This is a genomic window from Nocardia sp. NPDC058633, assembly GCF_042717045.1.
Taxonomy (GTDB): domain Bacteria; phylum Actinomycetota; class Actinomycetes; order Mycobacteriales; family Mycobacteriaceae; genus Nocardia.
Map to the genome: position 1 here is coordinate 173072 of NZ_JBHXRA010000006.1, position 19669 is coordinate 192740.

The window sequence follows — 19669 nt, forward strand, 5'->3', positions numbered from 1 at the left end:
GGGACGACCATGGTCAACTCGGCCATCACCGCACGCGGCCTGCGCAAGGCCTACGGCGACAAGACAGTTCTCGACGGTATCGACATCACCGTCGCGCAGGGCACGATCTTCTCCCTGCTCGGCCCCAACGGCGCGGGCAAGACCACCACCGTGCAAATCCTCACCACCCTGATCGGCGCCGACGGGGGCGAGTGCACCGTGGGTGGCCGCGATGTGGGCAGCGACCGGGGTGGGGTGCGCGAACTGATCGGCGTCACCGGGCAGTTCGCCGCGGTCGACGAGTTGCTGACCGGCCGGGAGAACCTGCAGATGATGGGGGATCTGAACCACCTGCCGAAGCGCGAAACACGCAGTCTGGCAGTGGAGTTGCTGGAGCGGTTCGACCTGGTCGAGGCTGCTGACAAGCCTGCGAGCACCTATTCCGGCGGGATGACCCGCAGGCTCGACCTCGCGATGACCCTGGTCGGCAACCCACAGGTGATCTTCCTCGACGAACCGACCACCGGCCTCGACCCGCGCAGTCGCCGCGCCATCTGGGACATCATCCGCGGGCTGGTCGACGAACTCGGTGTCACTGTCTTCCTCACCACCCAGTATCTGGAGGAGGCCGACCACCTGGCCGACCGCATCGCAGTGCTCGACCACGGCCGCATTGTCGCCGAAGGCACTGCGGCAGAACTGAAACGGCTGATCCCCGGCGGACACATCCGCATCGATTTCCGCGAACAAGCCGCCCTGAATGCCGCCCGCGACGCATTCGGCTCCACCGCCCAGGTACTCGAGGGCGGCGACGGGCTCACGCTCGCGGTGCCGGGCGACGGTGGCGTGCGCTCACTGCGTACGGTGCTCGATCTGCTCGATGCCGAAAGAATCGAAGCGGGCGGAATTTCCGTGCACACCCCCAATCTCGACGACGTTTTCCTCACTCTCACCGGCCGCGCCACCATCGAGCAGGAGTCACTGCGATGACCACCCAGACCCAGTCCTATGCCTTCGCCGACACGATGACGATGTTGCGGCGCAATATGATCCACGCCAAGCGCTATCCGAGCATGATCTTCAGCATCATCATCATGCCGACCGTGCTGATGCTGATCTTCAACTTCGTCTTCGGCGGCGCGTTGGAAAAATCCTCCGGCGGCAACTACATCGACTATCTGGCTCCCGGCATGTTGTTGTTGCTGCCCGCGTACATGACGGTGTCGGTCGCGGTGTCGATCGCCGGTGATGCGAGCAAGGGAATCGTGAATCGCTTTCGGGTGATGTCGATCTCGCCGTCGTCGATGCTCACCGGGAAGGTGCTCGGCTCGCTCCTCCAGGCGATCGGTGGCATGGCCGCGATGACCGGTGTGGCCCTGTTGATCGGGTTTCGGCCCACGGCCAACGTCGTCGAGTGGATCGCCGCGCTCGGCCTGCTCACGCTGGTGACCTTCGCCTTCTCCTGGCTCGCCATCGCGCTCGGCCTGCTCTCACCCACTGTCGAAAGCGCGAGCAACGCACCGTTTCCGATCGTGATGATGCCGTTTCTCGGCAGTGGCCTGGTGGCCACCGACACCATGCCGGTCGGATTGCGTCAGTTCGCTGAGTACCAGCCTTTCACCCCCATCACCGAAACCCTGCGCGGTCTGCTGATGGGTACCGAGATCGGCATCAACGGCTGGGTTTCGCTGGCCTGGTGTGTTGTGATCGCGGGCGGCGGGTTCTTCTGGTCCAAGTCGATCTTCAGCAAGCAAGCGAAATAGCTCGGCGCACAGATTGGCGCACAGAACGGTCCGGACTCCTGACGGGAGGCCGGACCGTTCGCGTTCAGACCTGTGCGACCAACACGGTCTTGCCGGAATCCACCGAAGTGATCTCCACCTTGCTGATCGACTCCGGCGGGGCGTCGATGGTGCGATCCACCGTCAGTTCGGTGCCGGGGCCCGCGGGCCACTGGTCGAGTTCGAACCGCTGCTCACCCGCGGTCACCACCAGCCCGTACGTGCGGGTGTAGCTGGAACCGTAGGCGCTCGGCGCGTAGCGGCAGGTCATCACCAGGCGGGTGCGGTCACCGTCGCGCACCAGCTTCACCTGCGCGCTCACCGGCGTCTGCTCCACCGCCTCCATCTGCTGTTCGGCGACGATCTGCTCGGTCGGCGTCTCCGAGCGCGCCACGGTGACCGTCACCGGAATCGCGATCGCCACCGCCGCCGCGGCCGCGGCCACCGCGCTCCCGACACCCATCCAGCGCCGCCGTCGCCTTCGCTGCTCGGCGGCCGCGGCCAACGCGGGAATCAGGTCCGGGACCTGCGGCGGAACCGGCTCGGCCGAGGTGATCATCGACAGTGCGGTATCGCGGTCGACCAGGCCGAGCATGCCCGGCATCCCGGACAGTTCGGCGACCGCCTGCTGGCAGTGCGCGCAGTCGAGCAGGTGCGTCTCGTATTCACGCCGCTCGGCGGCACCGAGCGAACCGAGGACATAGGCAGCGTCCCAGGTGCTGTACTCGTCGGCGAGATCGGTCATCGGTTCGTCACCCCCATCTCCTGTAGCGCCAGCCGCATGGCGCGCATGCCGTAGTGCAGGCGCGACTTCACCGTCCCCGGTGGGATACCCAGTTCGTCGGCGATCTGGGCCATGCCGAGGCCGCGATAGTAGGCGCGCACGATCACTTCGCGATGATCCGGGCTCAACGTGCTCAGCGCGTCGGCGACCAGCCAGCCGTCGAGCGCCCGGTCCGACTGGTCGGGGCTCACCTGCTCCGGCGGAGTGTCGGTGCCGAACTCGCGGCGATGCCGTGCGCTGCGATGCTCGTCTACCGCGAGATTACGGGCCACGGTGAACAACCATGCGCGCGGCGAGGTTTCGGTCTGTTCCAGCACGGCGGGGCGCTGCCAGGCGCGCAGCAGCGTCTCCTGCACGATGTCCTCGGCGCGGCCGGGATCGCGCACCAATCCGAGGGTGAAACGCCACAGGGCGGGTGCGTGCTCGGCATAGAGCGCGCGCATCAGTTCGTCGCGACCATCGTTCATCGGCGGCCCTGGTCACTGCTCGTCGTAATTCATGTGTCACTCCTGCTCGTCGAAGGAGTAACGGCGTCAGTTGCGTTCGAGTTCAATCGGGTGTGTCGCCAGCAGGGCCAGCGGCAACGGTTGGCGGCGCAGCACCGCGGCCCACAGGTCGTGGCGGTCGGTGGCGATCGGGTCGGACGGCAGCGCCGACACCACGATCCAGTCGTCGTTGTCGAGTTCGCCGTCGAGCTGGCCCATCGACCAGCCCGCGTACCCGGCGAAGATCCGGATATGTTCGATGAGCGGGCCGATCTCGGCGGGGTCGGCGTCCAGATCCACCAGCACCACCCGGCCGTCGACCCGGCGCAGACCGCGGACATCGGAGATGTCGACGCCCGGGCGCAGTACCGCCAGGCACAGTGCCGCGTCACGTTTGACCGGGCCGCCGATGTAGAGATCGGTCGGTGACGCGGCCAGGTCGGCCCATGCCGGCAGCACATCCACAACCGGGGTCTCGCTCGGCCGGTTCAGCACCACGCCGAGACTGCCCGCGTCGTTGTGCTCGATCACATACACGACGGTGCGCCGGAAAGTAGGTTCCACCAGGTCTATCGCGGACACCAGCAGGTTGCCCGCGCGAACGCCCACCGCGGGCTGACCGCGCCGCCGATCGTCACCGTGCCCGTCGCGAGTCCGGCGCTCGTCCGGGTCGTCTCCGCCTGCCACCGAGTCATCATCGCATTTTCAGCGGCGGGGCGCGCTTCCCGCGGACCGGATCGGACCCGGAATTCACTCACGTACGGCGCCCGGGGAGCGCCCGGTAGGGTCGCCGCTATGCACTTGCCCGAAGTCCTGCTCGACGACAACGACGCCGTGTACGACTACTACCTGCGGCATCAGCAGAACAGATGGAAGGCGCTGGCCTCCTATGCGGTGCTGGCGCGGCGGTTCCGACCCCGGGTGGCCTTCGCCGAGGGCGCGAAACAGCAGTTGAAGGCCCTGATCCGCAGTGGACGGCCGGTGATCTACGCGATCAACCATCTCTCGACCAGTGACCCGTACACGGTCGCGGCGACGGCATGGCGCTCACCGCTGCGCTCGAAGATCGGGCGGGTACGAGTGCTGGCCAAAGACGAGCTCTTTCTCGATCCCGAGCAGCGCCGCAAGGTGGACATGATGGGTGGGATTCCGGTGTTCCGCGGCAAGGATCACGGGATCCGGGCGGTCAATGCCGCAGGTCAGCGGATGATGGATGTGTGCGCGCAGCGATTGGCCGCCGGTGATCACCTCGCGATCTTCCCCGAGGGGACCTGCAATGAGGTAGATCACACCAAGGTGCAGGCCGTCGGGAGCGGGATCGGGCACATCGCGTTCCGTGCGGCCAAACTGGACGCCGCGCCCGCGCTGGTCGCTATGGGGATGAGCTACGGCGACCGCGACGCCGGTGTCGCGGTGACCGCCGCCGAGGCGGTGTCCGGTGCCGCCTATTTCCGGGCGCCGATTCTCGAGCTGCCGCAGCGGCCCGCCGACATCGCACGGCTCGTCAAGGACGAACTGCAGTCGGCGGTCGACGGGGCCGTGGCGCTCTACTGAGGCAGCCCGAACAGCTCCCTGGCTCGCTGCGGAACGTAGGCGATGTAGTCGGGATGGGTGGTGATGAAATGCAGGACCACCGGGCACATGGGCAGAACGCTGAAGCCGGCGTCGCGGCTGGCGTCCAGTGCTGCTTCGATCAGCACGCTCGCTGATCCGCGACCTTCGAATCGGGAATAGATCTCGGTGTGCACGAGGGCACGTTCGTCCCCGGTGTCCTGATATTCGATGTAGCCGGCGGGTTGACCGTCGGCGGTGAGTTCGAACCGCTCTAGTGCGGTGTTGTTGCGGACCTCGGTCGCCATGAGTTGACGCTACCGTGTGGGGGAGGACAACCCACTGAGCAAGTGAGAACATGGGTGACTCCTCAACCACCTCCGAGCCGTCGCGCACCTGACGTAAGACCGAGAGCGAACGGTCGAGCTCTGGAACGACACGCTGAATTCACGGAGAGGCGGAACAGATGACACGCGGCCCGCTGGTGGTGCTCGCTCCCGACAAATTCAAGGGTTCGCTGTCGGCGCCCGCGGTGGCGACAGCGCTGGCCAAGGGAATCGCGCGGCGCGCACCGCAGGCCGACGTGCGCTTGGTGCCGGTGGCCGACGGTGGGGACGGGATGGTCGACGCGTTCGCCGCGGCGGGGTGGAAGCGGGTCGAGGTCGACGCGCCGGGCCCCACCGGGGAGCCTTCGACGGCGGTGTACGCGGTGCGCGGCGAGACGGCGGTCGTGGAGTTGGCCGCTGCGGTCGGGCTGGTGAAGCTGCCGGGCGGGCGGCTCGCGCCGCTGCAGGCCGGCACCTTCGGGCTGGGGGTGGTCATCGCCCATGCGCTCGATGCGGGGGCGCGCGACATCGTGTTGGGGCTCGGGGGCAGCGCCTCGAGCGATGGCGGGGCCGGGTTGCTGCGGGCGCTCGGGCTGCGGCTGTTGGATCGGGACGGGCAGGAGCTGGCCGCCACCGACGACGTGGCCGCTGTGCTCGCACAGGTCGCGGCGGTGGACCGGGGTGGGTTGCATCCGGCTGTCGCCACGGCGCGATTCACGCTGGCCTGCGACGTCGACAATCCGCTGCTCGGGCCCGCGGGTGCGGTGGCGGTCTATGCGCCGCAGAAGGGCGCCACCACTCGGCAGATGGTGAAACTCGAAGAAGCGCTCACCAATTGGGCCGCGGTATTGGGGACCGGGTACGCCGAGATCGGTGGTGCGGGCGCGGCGGGTGGCACCGGGTTCGGGGTGCTGGCGGTGCTCGGGGCGCAGGTGCGCAGCGGCATCGATGTGGTGCTCGAGCTGCTGGAATTCACCGAGCTGGTCGGTGGGGCGAAGTTGGTTGTCACCGGCGAGGGGTCGCTCGATCACCAGAGCATGCACGGAAAGGCCCCGGTCGGAGTAGCTGCGGCGGCGAGGAGGGCCGGGGTGCCGGTGGTCGCGGCAGTCGGCCGAACACTGTTGTCACCCGGGGAGATTCGGGCCGCGGGCTTCGCGGCGTGCTATCCGCTCAGTGACCTCGAACCCGACCCGGGCCGCTCGATCATCGCCGCGGCGGAGCTGCTCGAACGTCTCGGTGAGCGCATCGCCAAGGAACATTTGTAGTCACAGGGCGATGCGGGCGGCGGATTCGTCCGGGACGCGCGGCCGCGGGGCCAGTTCCGCTCGGTGCTGATCGCCCCAGCGCTCGAGTGGTTCCAGCGCCAGGCGCAAGTTTTCGCCGAGTGGGGTGAGCGAGTATTCCACGCGCGGCGGGATCTCCGGGAAGATCTCGCGGCGCACGATGCCGCTGCTCTCCAGGTGGCGAAGGTTCTCGGTGAGCACCTTCTCGCTCACGCCGTCGAGCATGCGCCGGATCTGGCCGAACCGCTGCGGTCCGCCGCCGAGCACCCACATCAGGTGCAGCTTCCACTTCCCGCCGACGGCGTCGATGGCCAAGCTCATGCCGCACACGTCGTGATCTGCGTCACTGTTCATCTCCGCCGCACCTCTCTGACCGTATTTCGAACCTCTGGGTAAGCAACCGCACCCGAACGTTCGGTCTTCCCGACGATACCCGCGCCGACCACCATTGAAAGCGGCGCCGAACCATCCAGTTCCGAGTATCGAAGGGCCACCACATGTCCGAGCAAACCGCTTCCGTTTCCGTCCTCGGCCTCGGCCCGATGGGCCAGTCCATGGTCAAGGCCTTCCTCGAGGCGGGCGTCCAGGTGACGGTGTGGAATCGCAGCACCGCCAAGGTCGACGCCATGGTGGCGCTGGGCGCCGAGCGCGCCGACACCGTCGCCGAGGCACTGGCCGCCAACGAGGTCGCCGTGCTCAGCCTCACCCACTACGACGCCATGTACGACGTGCTCGGCCAGGCGATCGACCACCTGCCCGGCAAAGTGATCGCCAACCTGTCCTCGGATTCCCCGGAGAAGGCGCGGGCAGGCGCGAAATGGGTCCGCGAGCGCGGCGCCGAGTTCTTCTCCGGCGGTGTGATGTCGGCGGGCGACAATATCGTCCATCCCGCCTCCTACATCTTCTACAGCGGCCCGAAGGCGGTGTTCGACGCGCACGCCGAACTCCTGCGCCCGCTGAGCCCGCAGGAGTACCTCGGCACCGACGACGGCCTCGCGCAGGTCTTCTACCAGGCACTGTTGACCGTCTTCCATCCGTGGCTGCTCGCTTTCGACCAGGCGACGGCCATGATCGCGAAGTCCGGCCACGACATCGCCCGGTTCGTGCCGTTCGCGGTCCGCTCCAGCCAGGCCTATCCGTTCTTCATGGAGCAGTTCTCCGAGGCGAACCAGAACGGCGGCTGGGCCGACGTGGCGAGCCTGAAGATGATGGTCGCGGGTGCCCAGCACATCATCGACGCCAGCGAGGAGGTCGGCGTCGACTCGGGGTTCTCGCACCTGGCGCAGTCGTACTGGCGCAAGGCCGTCGCCGCGAGCGAGGCTGCGGGCGAACCGGTTTCGACGTACGCGTTGATGCTGGGCAAGGCCTCCTGATGTCGAAGCCGGGTCGCGCGGTCACCGTTGTCGGCCTCGGCCCGATGGGTCGGCAGATCGTGCGCACCTACCTCGCGGCCGGGGTCGCGGTGACCGCCTGGAATCGCACCCCAGAGAAGGCCCACGGGCTCGGCGCCCACCGCGCCGACTCGATCTCCGACGCGGTGGCGGCGGCGGAGCTCATCGTGCTCAGCCTGACCCACTACGACGCGATGGACGCGGTTCTCGGCGACATCGATCTGACTGGCAAGGTCGTGGTCAACCTGTCCTCGGATTCGCCGCGGCGAACCAGGGAAGGCGCGGCGTTCGTCCGGGCTCGAGGTGGTGAGTTTCTCGCCGGTGGGGTGATGGCCCAGCCGCAAGAGCTGGCAGGCCCGTCGGCCTACATCTTCTACAGCGGACCGCGGGCAGTGTTCGAGGCGCAGCGAGAGTTGTTGCGGCCCTTGGCTTCAACGGAATATCTGGGCGCTGACGACGGCGCGGCGCAGGTCTACTACCAGGCGATGCTGGCCCTGTTCCTGCCACTGCTGCTCGGCTACGAACAGGCGCTGGCGATCATCGAGAGATCCGGCTCCGAGATCGCCCGGTTCCTGCCCTACGCCCAGCGCTCACTGGGCAGTGTCGGAGATCTGTACGCCGCGTGGGCCGGGATGGTCGAGCAGGGGGGGTCGGCCGATCCGGCCTACCTGCGGATGATGGCGGCCGGTGCGCGACACGTCGTGGAGACCGGCACCGCGGTCGGCGTGGATACCGTTCTGGCCGAATCGGTGTCGTCGTACTGGAAACGAGCCGTCGGCGCCTCGGCCTCGACCTTTCAGGTCCTGCGCGGATGACACACCGACACCGTCCGGCACTTCGCTGCCGGACGGTGTCGGGTGTTCACGCGGTCTCGGCGCCCAGTCGCGGGAAGGGTTCGGTGGAGAACACCACCTCCACCGCCACCTCGAAATAGGCCGCGAGCCGCAGCGCCAGATGCAGGCTGGGGCTGTATTCGCCGCGCTCGAGATAACCGACGGTCTGGTAGTGCACGCCGAGCGCTTCGGCCAGGTCGCGCCGCGAGATGCCACGCTCGGCACGCAACATCGCGATGCGGTTGTAGATGACCTCAGAAGGCACGCTGCATCGCTTTCTCGCGGCGGACTGCCACGCTGGATCCCGACTCATGACGGGCCGCTCGCCGCAGCACGATCGGCGCGAGCAACAACCCGACGATCGACCATACGCCGAGCACCGCGGCGGTCTCGAGGTGCCGCCACGACCCGTCGATCTCGATGGCCACCGCCTCGGCGGGCAGCAGTGCCGAACGCATGCCGAGGCCGAGCCAGTACATCGGGAAGAGCTGGGCCAGGCCCTGCACCCAGCCGGGCAGCGCGGTGATCGGGTACCAGATGCCGGAGATGGCGATCAGTCCCATCAGCGGCAGAGTAAGCAGGAACACGTCACGGGCGCCGACGATCAGCCCACCCAGGATGGCGCCGATCGGCAGGGTGGCCAGCAGGCCGAGCGCAATCACCCAGGCCAGCGTGATCAACGCACCTCCCGGCGTCGACAATCCACCCACGATCAAGGCGCCGATGGCCAGCACCACCACCAGTTGGACGAGTACCGCCCCCGCGGTCGTGCCGACCTTGCCGATCAGGTAACCGAGAATGCCGTTCGGAATCGTCTTGGCACGCAACAGGGTTCCGTCCTCACGATCGAGAGCGAGCACTTCGGCGATGCCGTACAAGCCGTTGAACGCGATGATGCCGCCGAGCAGACCGGGCACCGCGAGTTCGCCCAGCGACAGCTCGGTGTCCTGATAGGTTCGGTCGCGCAGGAAGAAGATCGCGATCAGGAACAGTGTGGGAGTGAGGAACTGGCCCATCAGGCTCGTTCCGTTGGTGTACAGCTGCCGCAGCTCGATCCACATCGCCGCCAGGCCGCCCCGCACCGCTACCAGCGTGGGATTCATCGCATGACCTCCTGCAGTGAGCGGACGGGTTCGGTGGCCGCGTCGGATTCGAATCGGCGCACCAGCGCCATGTAGGTGTCTTCCAGCGACGCGCGTTGCACCTCGAGGTCCTCGATCAGTTCACCGTGCTGCTTGAACAGTTCGTGGATGTACTTGGTCGACTCGGTCGTGGTGTGGACGAAACGTTGCCCCTCGCAGGTCCAGCGCACTTCGGCCTCGCCCGCGGTGGCGGCGCTGAGTTCCTCCGGAGAGCCGTCGGCGATGATCCGACCACCGGCCAGGATCAGGATCCGGTCGGCCAGTTTCGCCGCCTCGTCCAGGTCGTGGGTGGTGAGCAGGACGGTGGTCTCCTCCAGATCGGCCAGTCGATGGACCAGGTCGTGGAAGTCGCGCCGGGCGGCGGGATCGAAGCCCGCGGTCGGTTCGTCCATGAAGAGCAGTTCCGGTCTGCCGACGATGCCGATCGCCACATCGAGCCTGCGCCGTTGGCCTCCGGACAGGGTCGCGATCTTCGCATCGCGCTGCTCGGTCAGGCCGACCAACTCGATGAGCTCATCGGTGTCCCACGGTCGTGTGACTCGGTCGGTGGAATACGGGCTGTAGTACCCACCGAGGTGGCCGAGCAGTTCGCGCACCCGCCATCGGGCGTGGTCACGCCAGGATTGGAGCACCACGCCGATGCGCGCACGCCAGAGTTCGTCACCGTGTTCGGGATCGGTCCCCAGCACATCGACCTCACCGGCCGACCTCCTGCGGAACCCCTCGAGGATCTCGATCGTGGTGGTTTTGCCCGCCCCGTTGGGGCCGAGCATGACGAGCACTTCCCCGCGTCTGGCTTGAAAAGTCACATCGTGCAGGACGTCTGTTTCGTCATATCGCATCCGTAGCTGCCGGATATCGAGAACGACGTTGTGGTTCGAAGTCATGAGTCCTCCCAGTCATCGACCTTCGATGATATGTAGCATACGTACTACATTCCATCGCGGCAATACTTCGCCACAATGCGACATTTCGGAAACGGTGAGCACTGCTCTTGACTTCGAGCGGTGGCGCGCGCATGCTGATGAGCAACAGAGAGCAGTGCTCACGGTTTAAGGAGTCATCACCATGGACAACGCGACCCGCCACCTCCCCCCGACCGGCCTCGATCGGATCATCAACAAGATCGCCAACCTGCTGCCCGAGTTCGGGATCAGCATCATGGGTTCGCGGCTGCTCGCGGTGCGCGGGCGCAAGAGCGGTGAATGGCGCACGACCATGGTGAACGTGATGACAGCCGCCGACGGCGAGCGCTACCTGGTCGCGCCGCGCGGGCACGTGCAGTGGGTGCGCAATCTGCGGGTGGCGGGCGAAGGTGAACTGCGCTTGGGTCGCAAGGTCGAATCATTCACGGCCGCCGAGGTTCCCGATGCCGACAAGGTGCCGCTGCTGCGCCTGTACCTGGAGAAGTGGGGCTGGGAGGTCGGCAAGTTCTTCGACGGCGTCACCAAAAACGCGACCGACGCCGAATTGAGCGCTATCGCACCGGGTTTCCCTGTTTTCCGGCTCGCCTAGCGCTTGCTCAGGTATTCGATCGCCGCCGCATAGCCCTGGATGCCGAGGCCGGCGATCACCGCGGTCGCGATCGGGGACACGAACGAATGGTGGCGGAACTCCTCGCGCGCGTGCACATTGCTGATGTGCACCTCCACGATCGGCACCTCCGGGATCACCAGCGCGTCGCGCAGCGCGACCGAGGTGTGGGTGAGGCCGCCCGGGTTGATGACGATGGCCGACGCTTCGCCGCGGGCCTGCTGGATCCGATCGATCAGCGCGCCTTCGTGATTGGACTGGAAGGCGATGATCTCGCGCCCGAAGCGGGCGGCGGTCTTTTCGCACAGGGCGAGGACATCGTCGAGAGTGTCGGCGCCGTAGATCTCCGGCTGACGGGTTCCGAGCATGTTCAGGTTCGGCCCGTTGACGACGAGGATCGGGCCTGTGGCCTGCACGGTCTCCATGCAGGCCACCTTAAGTCACAGACCCGTTGGGCCCTCTGAGCGGAGGTCGTCGACTTTGCGCATCGCTTCTCTCAGCTCTGCCAGCCAGGTTTCGGCGTGTTTTCCCGCGAGTTTGACGGTCCAGGCGAGGGCGTCGGCGCGGGAGCGGGCTACGCCGGCGTCGATGAGGGTGTCGAGGACCTGGCGTTCGGGCTGACGTAGGCGGGTCATGACCGGGACGGCCAAATGGGTGAACAGGATTCGTTCGCCGTCCGCACGCACGCCCCAGGCGACGCTGCGACCGTAACGGCGCTGGGCCTCGTCGGCGATCTGCATGCGGGCCGGGCGGGTCGACTCGCGGAAGCGGGCGAGGGCGCCTTCTCTGGTGGCGGCGCTCGCGTCGCCGGGGACGGGCAGTTCGCCGACCACGACGATCTCGTCGCGGTCGATCTCGATCTCCACCGGCCCGATGAACCAGTCGGCGGGCAATCGTCCGGCGAACCAGTCTGGAGCGTCGGCGGGATCGGGAAGGTCGGCTTGCTGCCAGCCGCCGGGTCGGCCGAATCCGCGTTCGCGTTGGGCGTTCCGCATGGAAATCACCTGCTGTCTCTGTTGTGCACGTTGCGTTGATTACAAGATTACGCTGAAATCCGCACCGGGTATTTCGTTCTGTGTGAACGGCCTCGACCGATGCCGCGAAGCCGATGCCGCGCGGTTGGGCGCCGATAGCCCTGGGTACCCTCGCGTTGAATCGCCGGACAAATGCGAGATCCGCACCGCCCGGGGTGGCGGTCGGTACGGTTGACGCAGCAGTTGTTGCCGCTTACTGGTCGAGGTTGGAAAACGGACCCTCATCGGGGCGAGATTTCCGGCACAATCGAGGTGTCGAGGTCGGGTAGCGTACCGACTTACCGGGGCATTGGAGACGGGTCAACTTCCGGTACGGTGGATTTGTTACCGGAGTGGCAAGAGTGAAGAGTGGGCGATATGGATGTGTGGGGATCCCGCCGCTTTCGCGTCCGGGGCGCAATGGCGATCGCGGGGGTTGCGACCCTCGCCATCGCGCTGTGCTCATGCGGAGTGGGTGGGAAGGCGAGCGAGTCGGAGACGGTGGTCCAGCGATTCACCGACCTTCTCGATGAGCAGGACTACGCCAAGGCCGCCGACCTGACCTCGTACCCCGCCGCCGCTTCGGCAACCATGAAGCAAATGTTCGAGGGCCTGCAGTCGGGCACTGTCGACTACGAGGCATCTCAGGTCATCGACCTCGACCCGCAGTCCGCGATCTTCAGCATGGACGTCGCCTGGAACTTCGGCGAGAAGAAGGACTGGACCTACACACTGCAGGGCACCGTCCGCAAGCTCGCCATCGGCTGGCGGATCTCCTGGGAGCCCGCGGTGGTGATGCCGCAGCTGACGAACAATCGCACGGTCAAGCTCGTGCGCACGACCGCGAAGCCGCCGCCGAGAGTGGTCGATCTGCCCGGCGACGCGCTGATGACCGAGCAGATACTCAACGTCATCAAGATCGACCCGAGCCGCACCGGCGATCTCGTCGGCACCACCAACGCCCTCGCCGACGCCATCGAACCGGTCGCGCCGCTGATCACCGGACCGTCGCTGATGCAGCAGCTGGCGGGCTCGCAGGGCAAGCCGATCGTCGCGGTGAACCTGCGCGAGGGCGATTTCGCGATCCTGGAACCGCGGATGGCCAAGGTGCCCGGCGTGGTGATGGAGAAGCAGCCCAAACTGATCTCCGCCGACCGGCGCACGCGCTCGCCGATGCTCGACGCGCTGCGCGAGGTGTGGCAGGACAGCCTCGAGGCCACCGCGGGCTGGGGTGTGCAGATCTTCGAGGCCGACGGCAGGTTCGTCGACCAGGTGGCCGGATATCAGGGGCCCGCCGGGCCGGACATCGCCGCGACGATGGATCAGCGCTTGCAGCGCGCCGCCGAAGACGCGGTGGTGAGCGCGGGGACCCCGGCCACGGTCGTGGCCATCCAGCCGTCGACCGGCGCGGTCGTCGCGGTGGCGCAGAACTCCTACGCCACCGAGAAGGGTCCGATCGCTTTCACCGGGTTGTTCCCGGCGGGCGGCACGATGGAGCTTTTCCGCACGGTGGCCGCGGCGACCAAGAACAAGGCGCCGCAGGACGTGACGGTGCAGGAAGCGGCCGAGGCCGCCACCGCGCTCGGCGTCGGCGTCGACTTCAAGGTGGCCGGGCTCGACGAGGTGACCGGGCGGATCAGCGCGCCCGGCCGCAGCACCGAACAGGTGCGCCAGGGTGCGGGCGCCGATGCGGTGCAGGTCAGCCCCTTCGGAATGGCGATCGCCGCCGCGGCCATCTCGCGTGGCTCGGTGATCGCGCCGATGATCGAGGCGGGCAAGCCGGGCACCACCGAAACGCCGATCCCCGCGCTGCCCCAACCCGCGGTCGACCGCTTGCGTGGGCTCATGAACGAGGGCATCGGAAAGCCGGAAACCGCCGCGCTGCGCGGATTCCGCGATATCACCGCATTCCCCGCCAGGGGCGGCTCCGACGGGTGGCTGCTTGCCACGATGGGCGATCTGGTTTTCGCGGTGCACATCGCCGACGTCGACAGCGGTGACGCCACTTCACGACTCGCGGCCGTGCTGTTGAAATCGCTGGCCACGCCGGAGGCTTGACCGCCTTGTCGGTGCGGGTCCGCACTGGTCGATGGGTGTGATGTGGGACCGGAAGTCGATCTTGACCGGTTACGCTACTGCGGTGAAGAGATACGCGCCGTTCGGTATCGATGCCCTGCTGGTGATCGTGTTCTGTGCGATCGGCCGCCGTAGTCACGACGAGGCTGTTCTCGCCGGTCTGCTGAAAACGGTGTGGCCCTTCGGGGCGGGGTTGATTCTCGGCTGGGTCGCGGCGGTGTTCGTCGCGCGCAATGCCCGGTTCGACGCAACGGCGTTGTGGCCGAGCGGAATCCTGATCTGGGCCACCACCCTCGTCGGCGGAATGACCCTGCGGGCCATCAGCGGACAGGGTGTCGCGGCGAGTTTCGTGATCGTCGCGTCCTGTGTGCTCGCGCTGTTCCTTCTGGGTTGGCGAGCGGCCATTCGCGCACTGCGCTGATCAGATTCGCCGCTGCTGCTTGAACTCTTGTTCGTACTCTTCGTCGTCGGCCTGCGGGGTGCGGAACAGGAACGCGAACACGATCCAGCCGACGACGGCGACAAGGATGAAACTGACCAGCCGGTAGACGAACGCGGCCGCGACAGCCTGCGCGGCGGGCAGCCCCGCGCCCGCGGTGAGACCGTAGATCAACGTCGCGTCCACATAGACGATGCCGCCCGGCGCGAACGGGATCGACCCCACCGCTTTGCCCGCCGCGAACGCGATGAGCAGCCCGGACAACTTGGGATCGGCGCCGACCGCGAAACAGGCGGCGCCAAGGCACGCCACATCGGCGAACCGGTGCACCAGTGCCCACACCCCGACGAGCGCTGCGTCCTTCTTGCCCAGATCGACCGACTCGAGCTGGGCCCGGATCTCGGCCAGCTTGGCGATGCCGTGATCGGCGGGTTTCTTGCGCAGTCGATTGACCAGCGCGAGCACCCGCCGCAGCATCGCCTCGAGGGTGCCGGGATGGCGGGCGAGATAGTTGCCGATGAACAGGACCAGGCCGAGCACCACCAGCGAGCCGACGAATTTGAAGCCGATTCCCTGCCCCACCAGTGCGGCGCCGGCGATCCCGAGCAGCGCCAGCCCGGCGGCGGCGACCACTCCCGAGAAGACCAACTGCCAGGAGGCGACGATGGGGCTCGCACCCCAGCGCCGGGTCTGGCGATAGGTGAAGGCGGTGGAGAAGACCTGGCCGGCGGGCAGCGTCAGCGACATCGCGGTCGCGCCGTAGACCACCGATACCGATTTCCCCTGGCTGACGTCCACCCCGCCCGCGTGCAACAGCTGTTTCTGTACCCGGCCGAAACCACTCATCGACATCGCCTGTAAAACGATGCACAGGATCAGCCAACCCCAGTGGATCTCGGTGAGCGTGCGCCACGATTCGTGCAGGCGGGGCCACAGATAGATCCCCTCGCCGACGAGCAGCGCCAGGATCACCGCGCCGAGCACCCACTTGACCCACCGGAACCGGCGGCGGCGCTCGGCCGGTGCGCCTGCTAGGTCGCCGTCGGCCGTCACCATCTCACCCTAGCGAACGTGGGTGTTCTTCCTCGTCCGTGCGCGGCGCGGCGATCGCGGACTTCGGCCAGGCCAGGCGGGTTTTTCTGCGTCTGCCGCGCAATTGGACCTCGTCTCCGGTCATCCAATGTTCCTGCTCGCTTTCGTCGGCGAAGTAGAGCGCGCTGCCCGAAGCGAGAACGCGGCCGGGATGATCTTTGGCCAATTCGGTGAGCCGCGACGCCTCGTTGACGGGGTCGCCGATCACGGTGTATTCGAAACGATTTGCGGCACCGATGTTTCCGGCGACAGCAAGGCCTGCCGAGACGCCGATGCCGATGTCGAGACTGGTCACCCCGCGCAGCGCCTCGCGCAGATCGCGGGCCGCGGCGAGGGCCGCACTCGGTGCGTCGGGACGGTCGAGCGGAGCGCCGAAGATGGCGAGCGCCGCGTCGCCGACGAATTTGTTGACGAAACCGTGGTGGCTGTCGATCACGTCGACCACCACCCGGAAGAATTCGTTGAGCAGGCTGACGACCTCGGTCGGCGGGCGTTCGGCCGCGGCGGCGGTGGAACCGACCATATCCACGAACAGCACCGCCACGAACCGGGTCTCACCACCCAGTTCGGTGCCGTAGTCCAGTGCCCGCTGCGCCACGTCCTCGCCGACGTGCTGGCCGAACAGTTCCTGCAGCTTGCGGCGCTTGGCGGCCTCGTCCATCATCCGGTTGAAGCCGACCTGCAACAGCCCGATCTCGCTGCCGTCGTAGACCTCCACCTGCACGTCGCGCGACCCCGCCTGCACCCTGTTGATGGCTTGGGACAGCTGGCGCACCGGGTCGGAGATCGACGAACCGGTCAGCATCGACAGCGCCAGCGCCTGCAGGATCACCACGCCACACAGCAGCAGGATCGAGATCGCGAGCGACTTCGCCGAGAATTTCACATCCGAGGAGATCTGGGTGACGCACAGCAGCACGATCGCGATGGTCGGCGCGAACGTGCCCATACCCCAGGTCATCGCCATGCGCGTGCCGACGCCGGGGGTCAGTGTGTGGTCGAAGGTGCCCTCGGTCAGCGCTTCCGCGGCGACCGGGCGCAGAATGCGTTCCCCCAGCATGTAGGTGAAGCCGAACACGATGGTGGCGGCCATACACTCGGTGATGATCACCGCGCCCGCGAGCTCGGGCGATTCGACGATGATCAACGCGGCCAGGATGCCGCCGCCGATGATCCACAGCACCAGGTGCACGATCGACTGCCGCAGCGGTACGTGCAGTGCCGCCATCTGCTCGCGTCTGCTCGGCGGACCGCCGCGCATCTGCCAGCGCATCACCGGCCGCAGCATGAGCGCGGCGGCGAAGATGCTCAGTACCGCGGCGACGCCGAAGACGAGCAGGGGTGCGAGCAGACCGGTCTGGCGCACCCCACCCGGATCGCCCTCGGGAACCGGCAGGCCGTATTGGATGAACGCCCACACCAGCACCGCGCCGAAGGCATTGGCCAACAGCACCGACGTCAGATACAGCGGCCAGCGCGTTCGCATGGTCTGTTTGACCGCTTCCAGTGGCGCCGACACGACCACCAATCTAGCGTTCGGACCGATAGGCTCTGTCGGGTGACCGACCAGAAGGTAGTTTCGGGCCCCCCGTCTTTGCCGTGGCGCTCGGATGCCGAGTCAGTTCATCCCCTGGTCCGCAAAGCCGCCGCCTGGAGCTGGCGGTTGCTCATCATCTTCGCCGCCCTGCTCGCGGTGGGGATGCTCGTGCAGAAGTTCGCCACGGTGGTGATCCCGCTGGCCATCGCGTTGTTGGCCGCCGCGCTGCTGGCGCCGCTGGTCGATTGGATGCAGCGGGTGGGAATTCCGCGCTCGCTCGGCGTGTTCGTGGCGCTGTTGGGGTCGATCGGGCTGCTCGCGGGGGTGTTGACCTTTGTCGTCGAACAGTTCGTCGACGGTGTGCCGGGGTTGTCCAACGAGGTCACCAACAGCGTGCACAAGGTGCAGGACTGGTTGATCAACGGCCCGGCGCATCTGAGCGATCAGCAGATCCGCAACGCGGGCGACACCATCGTGCGCACCATCCAGGACAATCGCGAGAGCCTGACCAGCGGCGCGCTGACCACCGCCACCGCCATCGGCCACATTCTCACCGGCGCGTTCCTGATCCTGTTCATCCTCATCTTCTTCCTCTACGGCGGAGATCAGATCTGGAACTTCATCACCCGGATCATTCCCACCGCGCACCGCGAGAAAGTCCGCACCGCAGGTGAACTGGGCTTCGGAACGCTGGTCGGGTTCGTGCGCGCCACCGTCGTGGTGGCCGCGGTCGACGCGATAGGGATAGGAGCCGGGCTGGCGATCCTGCATGTGCCGCTGGCCTTGCCGCTGGCCTCGCTGGTGTTCATCAGCGCGTTCATCCCGATCATCGGCGCGTTCTTCGCGGGGTTCGTGGCGGTGTTCATCGCGCTGGTCACCAAGGGTTTGGTGACCGCGCTGATCGTGCTCGGCATCATCGTCGCGGTGATGCAGCTGGAAGGCCATGTGCTGCAACCGCTGCTGCTCGGGCGGGCGGTGAGCATCCATCCGCTGGCCGTGGTGCTGGCCATCGCCGCCGGACTGGTCGTCGGGGGGATCGCGGGGGCACTGCTCGCCGTGCCGTTGATCGCGGTGGGCAACACCGCCATTCGGTACCTGCTCGCCGACAGCCCGGAGCAGGCCTTCGGCGAATTGGTCGCCACCGAGGAACGAAAACGGTTCAGCGCCGAACCCGACAAACCCGAGCCCGCGGGCCGCTTCGACGTGGCGAAGCTGCTGCGCAAGGAAGACGCCGGAGCCGGCGATGCGGACCCACACAGCTGAGTTGCGCTCGGCAGATGCCGCGACCGCCCCACTGTGGCGGGCCGCGCAGGCGTTTCGGCTGGTCACGCTGCTGTACGCGATCGGACAGCAGATCGCGTCGGTGTCGTACTACGAGCATCCGCGACTGAGCTGGGTGCTGATCGCGGTGATGGCGATCTGGTCGGGCAGTTCGGCGTTGCTGCTGTCGCAATGGTATTTCCCCGAGGCGACCGGGAAGGTCCGCGGCTGGGTGGTGTTCGGCGATCAGGTGGTGACGATCGCGCTGATCGCCTCGACCCGGCTGGTCGCCGACTACGACTGGTACCACGGTCATCAAACGTTGCCCACCACATTGTGGATCGCGAACTCGGTGATCTCGATGGCTGTGCTGCGCGGGCCGGTCGCCGGTGTCGTCGCCGGGTTGGCCATGTCGGCCGTGGTGGTGACGGTGCGAGATCAGTGGGGCCAGGACGTGTGGGGCGATGCCACCGCGCCGGTGCTCGTTTCGGTGGGGCTGGCACTCGGGCTGGCGGCCAATACCGCGCGGCGGGCACAGGTGCAGCTCGAGCGGGCACTGCGGATCACCGCCGCGGCGCAGGAACGGGAGCGGTTGGCTCGCGAGGTGCACGACGGGGTGTTGCAGGTGCTCGCGTTCATCAAGCGTCGCGGAAGCGAGATAGGCGGGCTCGCAGAGGAACTCGCCTATCGAGCCGGGGAGCAGGAGGTGGCGCTGCGCGTGCTGTTGTCCGAGCAGGCGCAGCAGCCCCACTCCGGTTCGGGGGAAGTGGATCTGCGGCCGCTGCTGACCGCACTCGCTACCCCCAAGGTGTCGGTGGCTACGCCGGGCGATCCGGTGCTGATCGGGCCGATGATCGCGCAGGAGATCGCGGCGGCGGTGAACACCGCGTTGTCGAATGTCGCGCTGCATGCCGGAGCGGACGCGAAAGCCTATGTGCTGCTCGAAGATACCGGCGACGGGCTGGTCGTGAGTGTGCGCGACGACGGCGTCGGCATCGCGGCGGGTCGCCTCGAAGCGGCCGAAGCCGAAGGGCGGATGGGGGTTTCGAGGTCGATCGTCGGACGGGTCGAGGCGCTGGGCGGTAGCGCCGAGCTGCTCACCGAAGGCGAGGACCTCGGTACCGAATGGGAATTCCGGATTCCGCGCCACCTGGCGCGCTGAGA

General features: G+C 67.1%; 23 protein-coding genes. 11 read left to right on the plus strand and 12 right to left on the minus strand.

From position 1 onward, the window contains the following. Positions 1-9: 9 nt before the first annotated feature. Both ACFWUR_RS09740 and ACFWUR_RS09745 read left to right on the plus strand, forming a co-directional pair. Positions 10-969 (plus strand): ATP-binding cassette domain-containing protein, encoded by a 960-nt coding sequence (locus ACFWUR_RS09740; protein ID WP_378904598.1) that lies wholly within the window; start codon positions 10-12, stop codon positions 967-969. Further along, a complete protein-coding gene (locus ACFWUR_RS09745; RefSeq protein WP_378904601.1) occupies positions 966-1742 on the plus strand; it encodes an ABC transporter permease in 777 nt (258 codons plus the stop codon). The genes ACFWUR_RS09740 and ACFWUR_RS09745 overlap by 4 nt, the downstream gene beginning before the upstream one ends. A 64-nt stretch (positions 1743-1806) precedes the next feature. Here the strand turns inward: ACFWUR_RS09745 and ACFWUR_RS09750 are convergent, their stop codons facing one another. The 3 genes from ACFWUR_RS09750 to ACFWUR_RS09760 form a co-directional block, all read right to left on the minus strand. Then, positions 1807-2505, minus strand: a complete 699-nt coding sequence (locus ACFWUR_RS09750; protein WP_378904603.1) for a zf-HC2 domain-containing protein — start codon at positions 2503-2505, stop codon at positions 1807-1809. After that, on the minus strand, positions 2502-3011 hold the full coding sequence (locus ACFWUR_RS09755) for a sigma-70 family RNA polymerase sigma factor (protein ID WP_378904606.1): 510 nt from the start codon (positions 3009-3011) through the stop codon (positions 2502-2504). Before ACFWUR_RS09755 ends, ACFWUR_RS09750 begins: the two co-directional genes overlap by 4 nt. Before the next feature lie 66 nt (positions 3012-3077). Continuing rightward, entirely contained in the window at positions 3078-3716 is a 639-nt protein-coding gene (locus tag ACFWUR_RS09760; RefSeq protein WP_378904609.1) for a YqgE/AlgH family protein, read from the minus strand. Positions 3717-3824: 108 nt separating this feature from the next. Between ACFWUR_RS09760 and ACFWUR_RS09765 the strand changes: the two genes are divergently transcribed. Then, positions 3825-4583, plus strand: coding sequence for a lysophospholipid acyltransferase family protein (locus ACFWUR_RS09765; protein ID WP_378904612.1), 759 nt, complete (start codon positions 3825-3827; stop codon positions 4581-4583). Here the strand turns inward: ACFWUR_RS09765 and ACFWUR_RS09770 are convergent. After that, the gene (locus tag ACFWUR_RS09770) at positions 4577-4888 is read right to left on the minus strand and encodes a GNAT family N-acetyltransferase (RefSeq protein WP_378904615.1); all 312 of its coding nucleotides are present in this window, start codon (positions 4886-4888) and stop codon (positions 4577-4579) included. The genes ACFWUR_RS09765 and ACFWUR_RS09770 overlap by 7 nt on opposite strands. 158 nt (positions 4889-5046) lie before the next feature. Here ACFWUR_RS09770 and ACFWUR_RS09775 point away from each other — a divergent pair, with 158 nt between their 5' ends. Further along, positions 5047-6171, plus strand: a complete 1125-nt coding sequence (locus ACFWUR_RS09775; protein WP_378904618.1) for a glycerate kinase — start codon at positions 5047-5049, stop codon at positions 6169-6171. Here the strand turns inward: ACFWUR_RS09775 and ACFWUR_RS09780 are convergent, their stop codons facing one another. Beyond that, positions 6172-6543 carry a winged helix-turn-helix transcriptional regulator gene (locus ACFWUR_RS09780; RefSeq protein ID WP_378904621.1) on the minus strand — a complete coding sequence of 124 codons (372 nt, stop codon included), beginning with the start codon at positions 6541-6543 and terminating at the stop codon, positions 6172-6174. 143 nt (positions 6544-6686) lie between these two features. On the opposite strand from ACFWUR_RS09780, the gene ACFWUR_RS09785 reads away from it, so the two are divergent. Further along, a complete protein-coding gene (locus tag ACFWUR_RS09785) occupies positions 6687-7562 on the plus strand; it encodes an NAD(P)-dependent oxidoreductase (protein ID WP_378904624.1) in 876 nt (291 codons plus the stop codon). Continuing rightward, the gene (locus ACFWUR_RS09790) at positions 7562-8395 is read left to right on the plus strand and encodes an NAD(P)-dependent oxidoreductase (protein ID WP_378904627.1); all 834 of its coding nucleotides are present in this window, start codon (positions 7562-7564) and stop codon (positions 8393-8395) included. The genes ACFWUR_RS09785 and ACFWUR_RS09790 overlap by 1 nt, the downstream gene beginning before the upstream one ends. A gap of 46 nt (positions 8396-8441) precedes the next feature. Here ACFWUR_RS09790 and ACFWUR_RS09795 read toward each other — a convergent pair whose 3' ends face one another. The 3 genes from ACFWUR_RS09795 to ACFWUR_RS09805 are packed head-to-tail and all read right to left on the minus strand — an operon-like array spanning position 8442 to position 10442. Then, positions 8442-8678 (minus strand): helix-turn-helix transcriptional regulator, encoded by a 237-nt coding sequence (locus tag ACFWUR_RS09795; RefSeq protein ID WP_067455043.1) that lies wholly within the window; start codon positions 8676-8678, stop codon positions 8442-8444. Continuing rightward, positions 8668-9516, minus strand: coding sequence for an ABC transporter permease (locus ACFWUR_RS09800; protein ID WP_378904629.1), 849 nt, complete (start codon positions 9514-9516; stop codon positions 8668-8670). Before ACFWUR_RS09800 ends, ACFWUR_RS09795 begins: the two co-directional genes overlap by 11 nt. Beyond that, the gene (locus ACFWUR_RS09805) at positions 9513-10442 is read right to left on the minus strand and encodes an ABC transporter ATP-binding protein (RefSeq protein ID WP_378904631.1); all 930 of its coding nucleotides are present in this window, start codon (positions 10440-10442) and stop codon (positions 9513-9515) included. The genes ACFWUR_RS09800 and ACFWUR_RS09805 overlap by 4 nt, the downstream gene beginning before the upstream one ends. A 181-nt stretch (positions 10443-10623) precedes the next feature. Here ACFWUR_RS09805 and ACFWUR_RS09810 point away from each other — a divergent pair, with 181 nt between their 5' ends. After that, entirely contained in the window at positions 10624-11070 is a 447-nt protein-coding gene (locus tag ACFWUR_RS09810) for a nitroreductase family deazaflavin-dependent oxidoreductase (protein ID WP_378904633.1), read from the plus strand. Here ACFWUR_RS09810 and aroQ read toward each other — a convergent pair. Both aroQ and ACFWUR_RS09820 read right to left on the minus strand, forming a co-directional pair. After that, a complete protein-coding gene (gene aroQ, locus ACFWUR_RS09815; protein ID WP_378904636.1) occupies positions 11067-11513 on the minus strand; it encodes a type II 3-dehydroquinate dehydratase in 447 nt (148 codons plus the stop codon). The two genes, ACFWUR_RS09810 and aroQ, sit on opposite strands and share 4 nt — an antisense overlap. 15 nt (positions 11514-11528) lie before the next feature. Beyond that, positions 11529-12083 (minus strand): hypothetical protein, encoded by a 555-nt coding sequence (locus tag ACFWUR_RS09820; protein WP_378904639.1) that lies wholly within the window; start codon positions 12081-12083, stop codon positions 11529-11531. 489 nt (positions 12084-12572) lie between these two features. Between ACFWUR_RS09820 and ACFWUR_RS09825 the strand changes: the two genes are divergently transcribed. Together ACFWUR_RS09825 and ACFWUR_RS09830 are read left to right on the plus strand one after the other, a co-directional pair. After that, positions 12573-14159, plus strand: coding sequence for an NTF2-like N-terminal transpeptidase domain-containing protein (locus tag ACFWUR_RS09825; protein ID WP_378904642.1), 1587 nt, complete (start codon positions 12573-12575; stop codon positions 14157-14159). A gap of 82 nt (positions 14160-14241) precedes the next feature. Further along, on the plus strand, positions 14242-14598 hold the full coding sequence (locus ACFWUR_RS09830) for a DUF3054 domain-containing protein (protein WP_378904645.1): 357 nt from the start codon (positions 14242-14244) through the stop codon (positions 14596-14598). Here the strand turns inward: ACFWUR_RS09830 and ACFWUR_RS09835 are convergent, their stop codons facing one another. Then, positions 14599-15669 (minus strand): YbhN family protein, encoded by a 1071-nt coding sequence (locus tag ACFWUR_RS09835; RefSeq protein WP_378904648.1) that lies wholly within the window; start codon positions 15667-15669, stop codon positions 14599-14601. It abuts the gene before it with no gap. A 4-nt stretch (positions 15670-15673) separates the two neighbouring features. Beyond that, positions 15674-17194 (minus strand): adenylate/guanylate cyclase domain-containing protein, encoded by a 1521-nt coding sequence (locus ACFWUR_RS09840; protein WP_378905029.1) that lies wholly within the window; start codon positions 17192-17194, stop codon positions 15674-15676. Positions 17195-17266: 72 nt separating this feature from the next. Here ACFWUR_RS09840 and ACFWUR_RS09845 point away from each other — a divergent pair, with 72 nt between their 5' ends. Together ACFWUR_RS09845 and macS are read left to right on the plus strand one after the other, a co-directional pair. Next, positions 17267-18508, plus strand: a complete 1242-nt coding sequence (locus ACFWUR_RS09845) for an AI-2E family transporter (RefSeq protein WP_378904651.1) — start codon at positions 17267-17269, stop codon at positions 18506-18508. Next, positions 18489-19667, plus strand: a complete 1179-nt coding sequence (macS, locus tag ACFWUR_RS09850) for a MacS family sensor histidine kinase (RefSeq protein WP_378904654.1) — start codon at positions 18489-18491, stop codon at positions 19665-19667. Before ACFWUR_RS09845 ends, macS begins: the two co-directional genes overlap by 20 nt. The last annotated feature ends 2 nt before the right edge of the window (positions 19668-19669 follow it).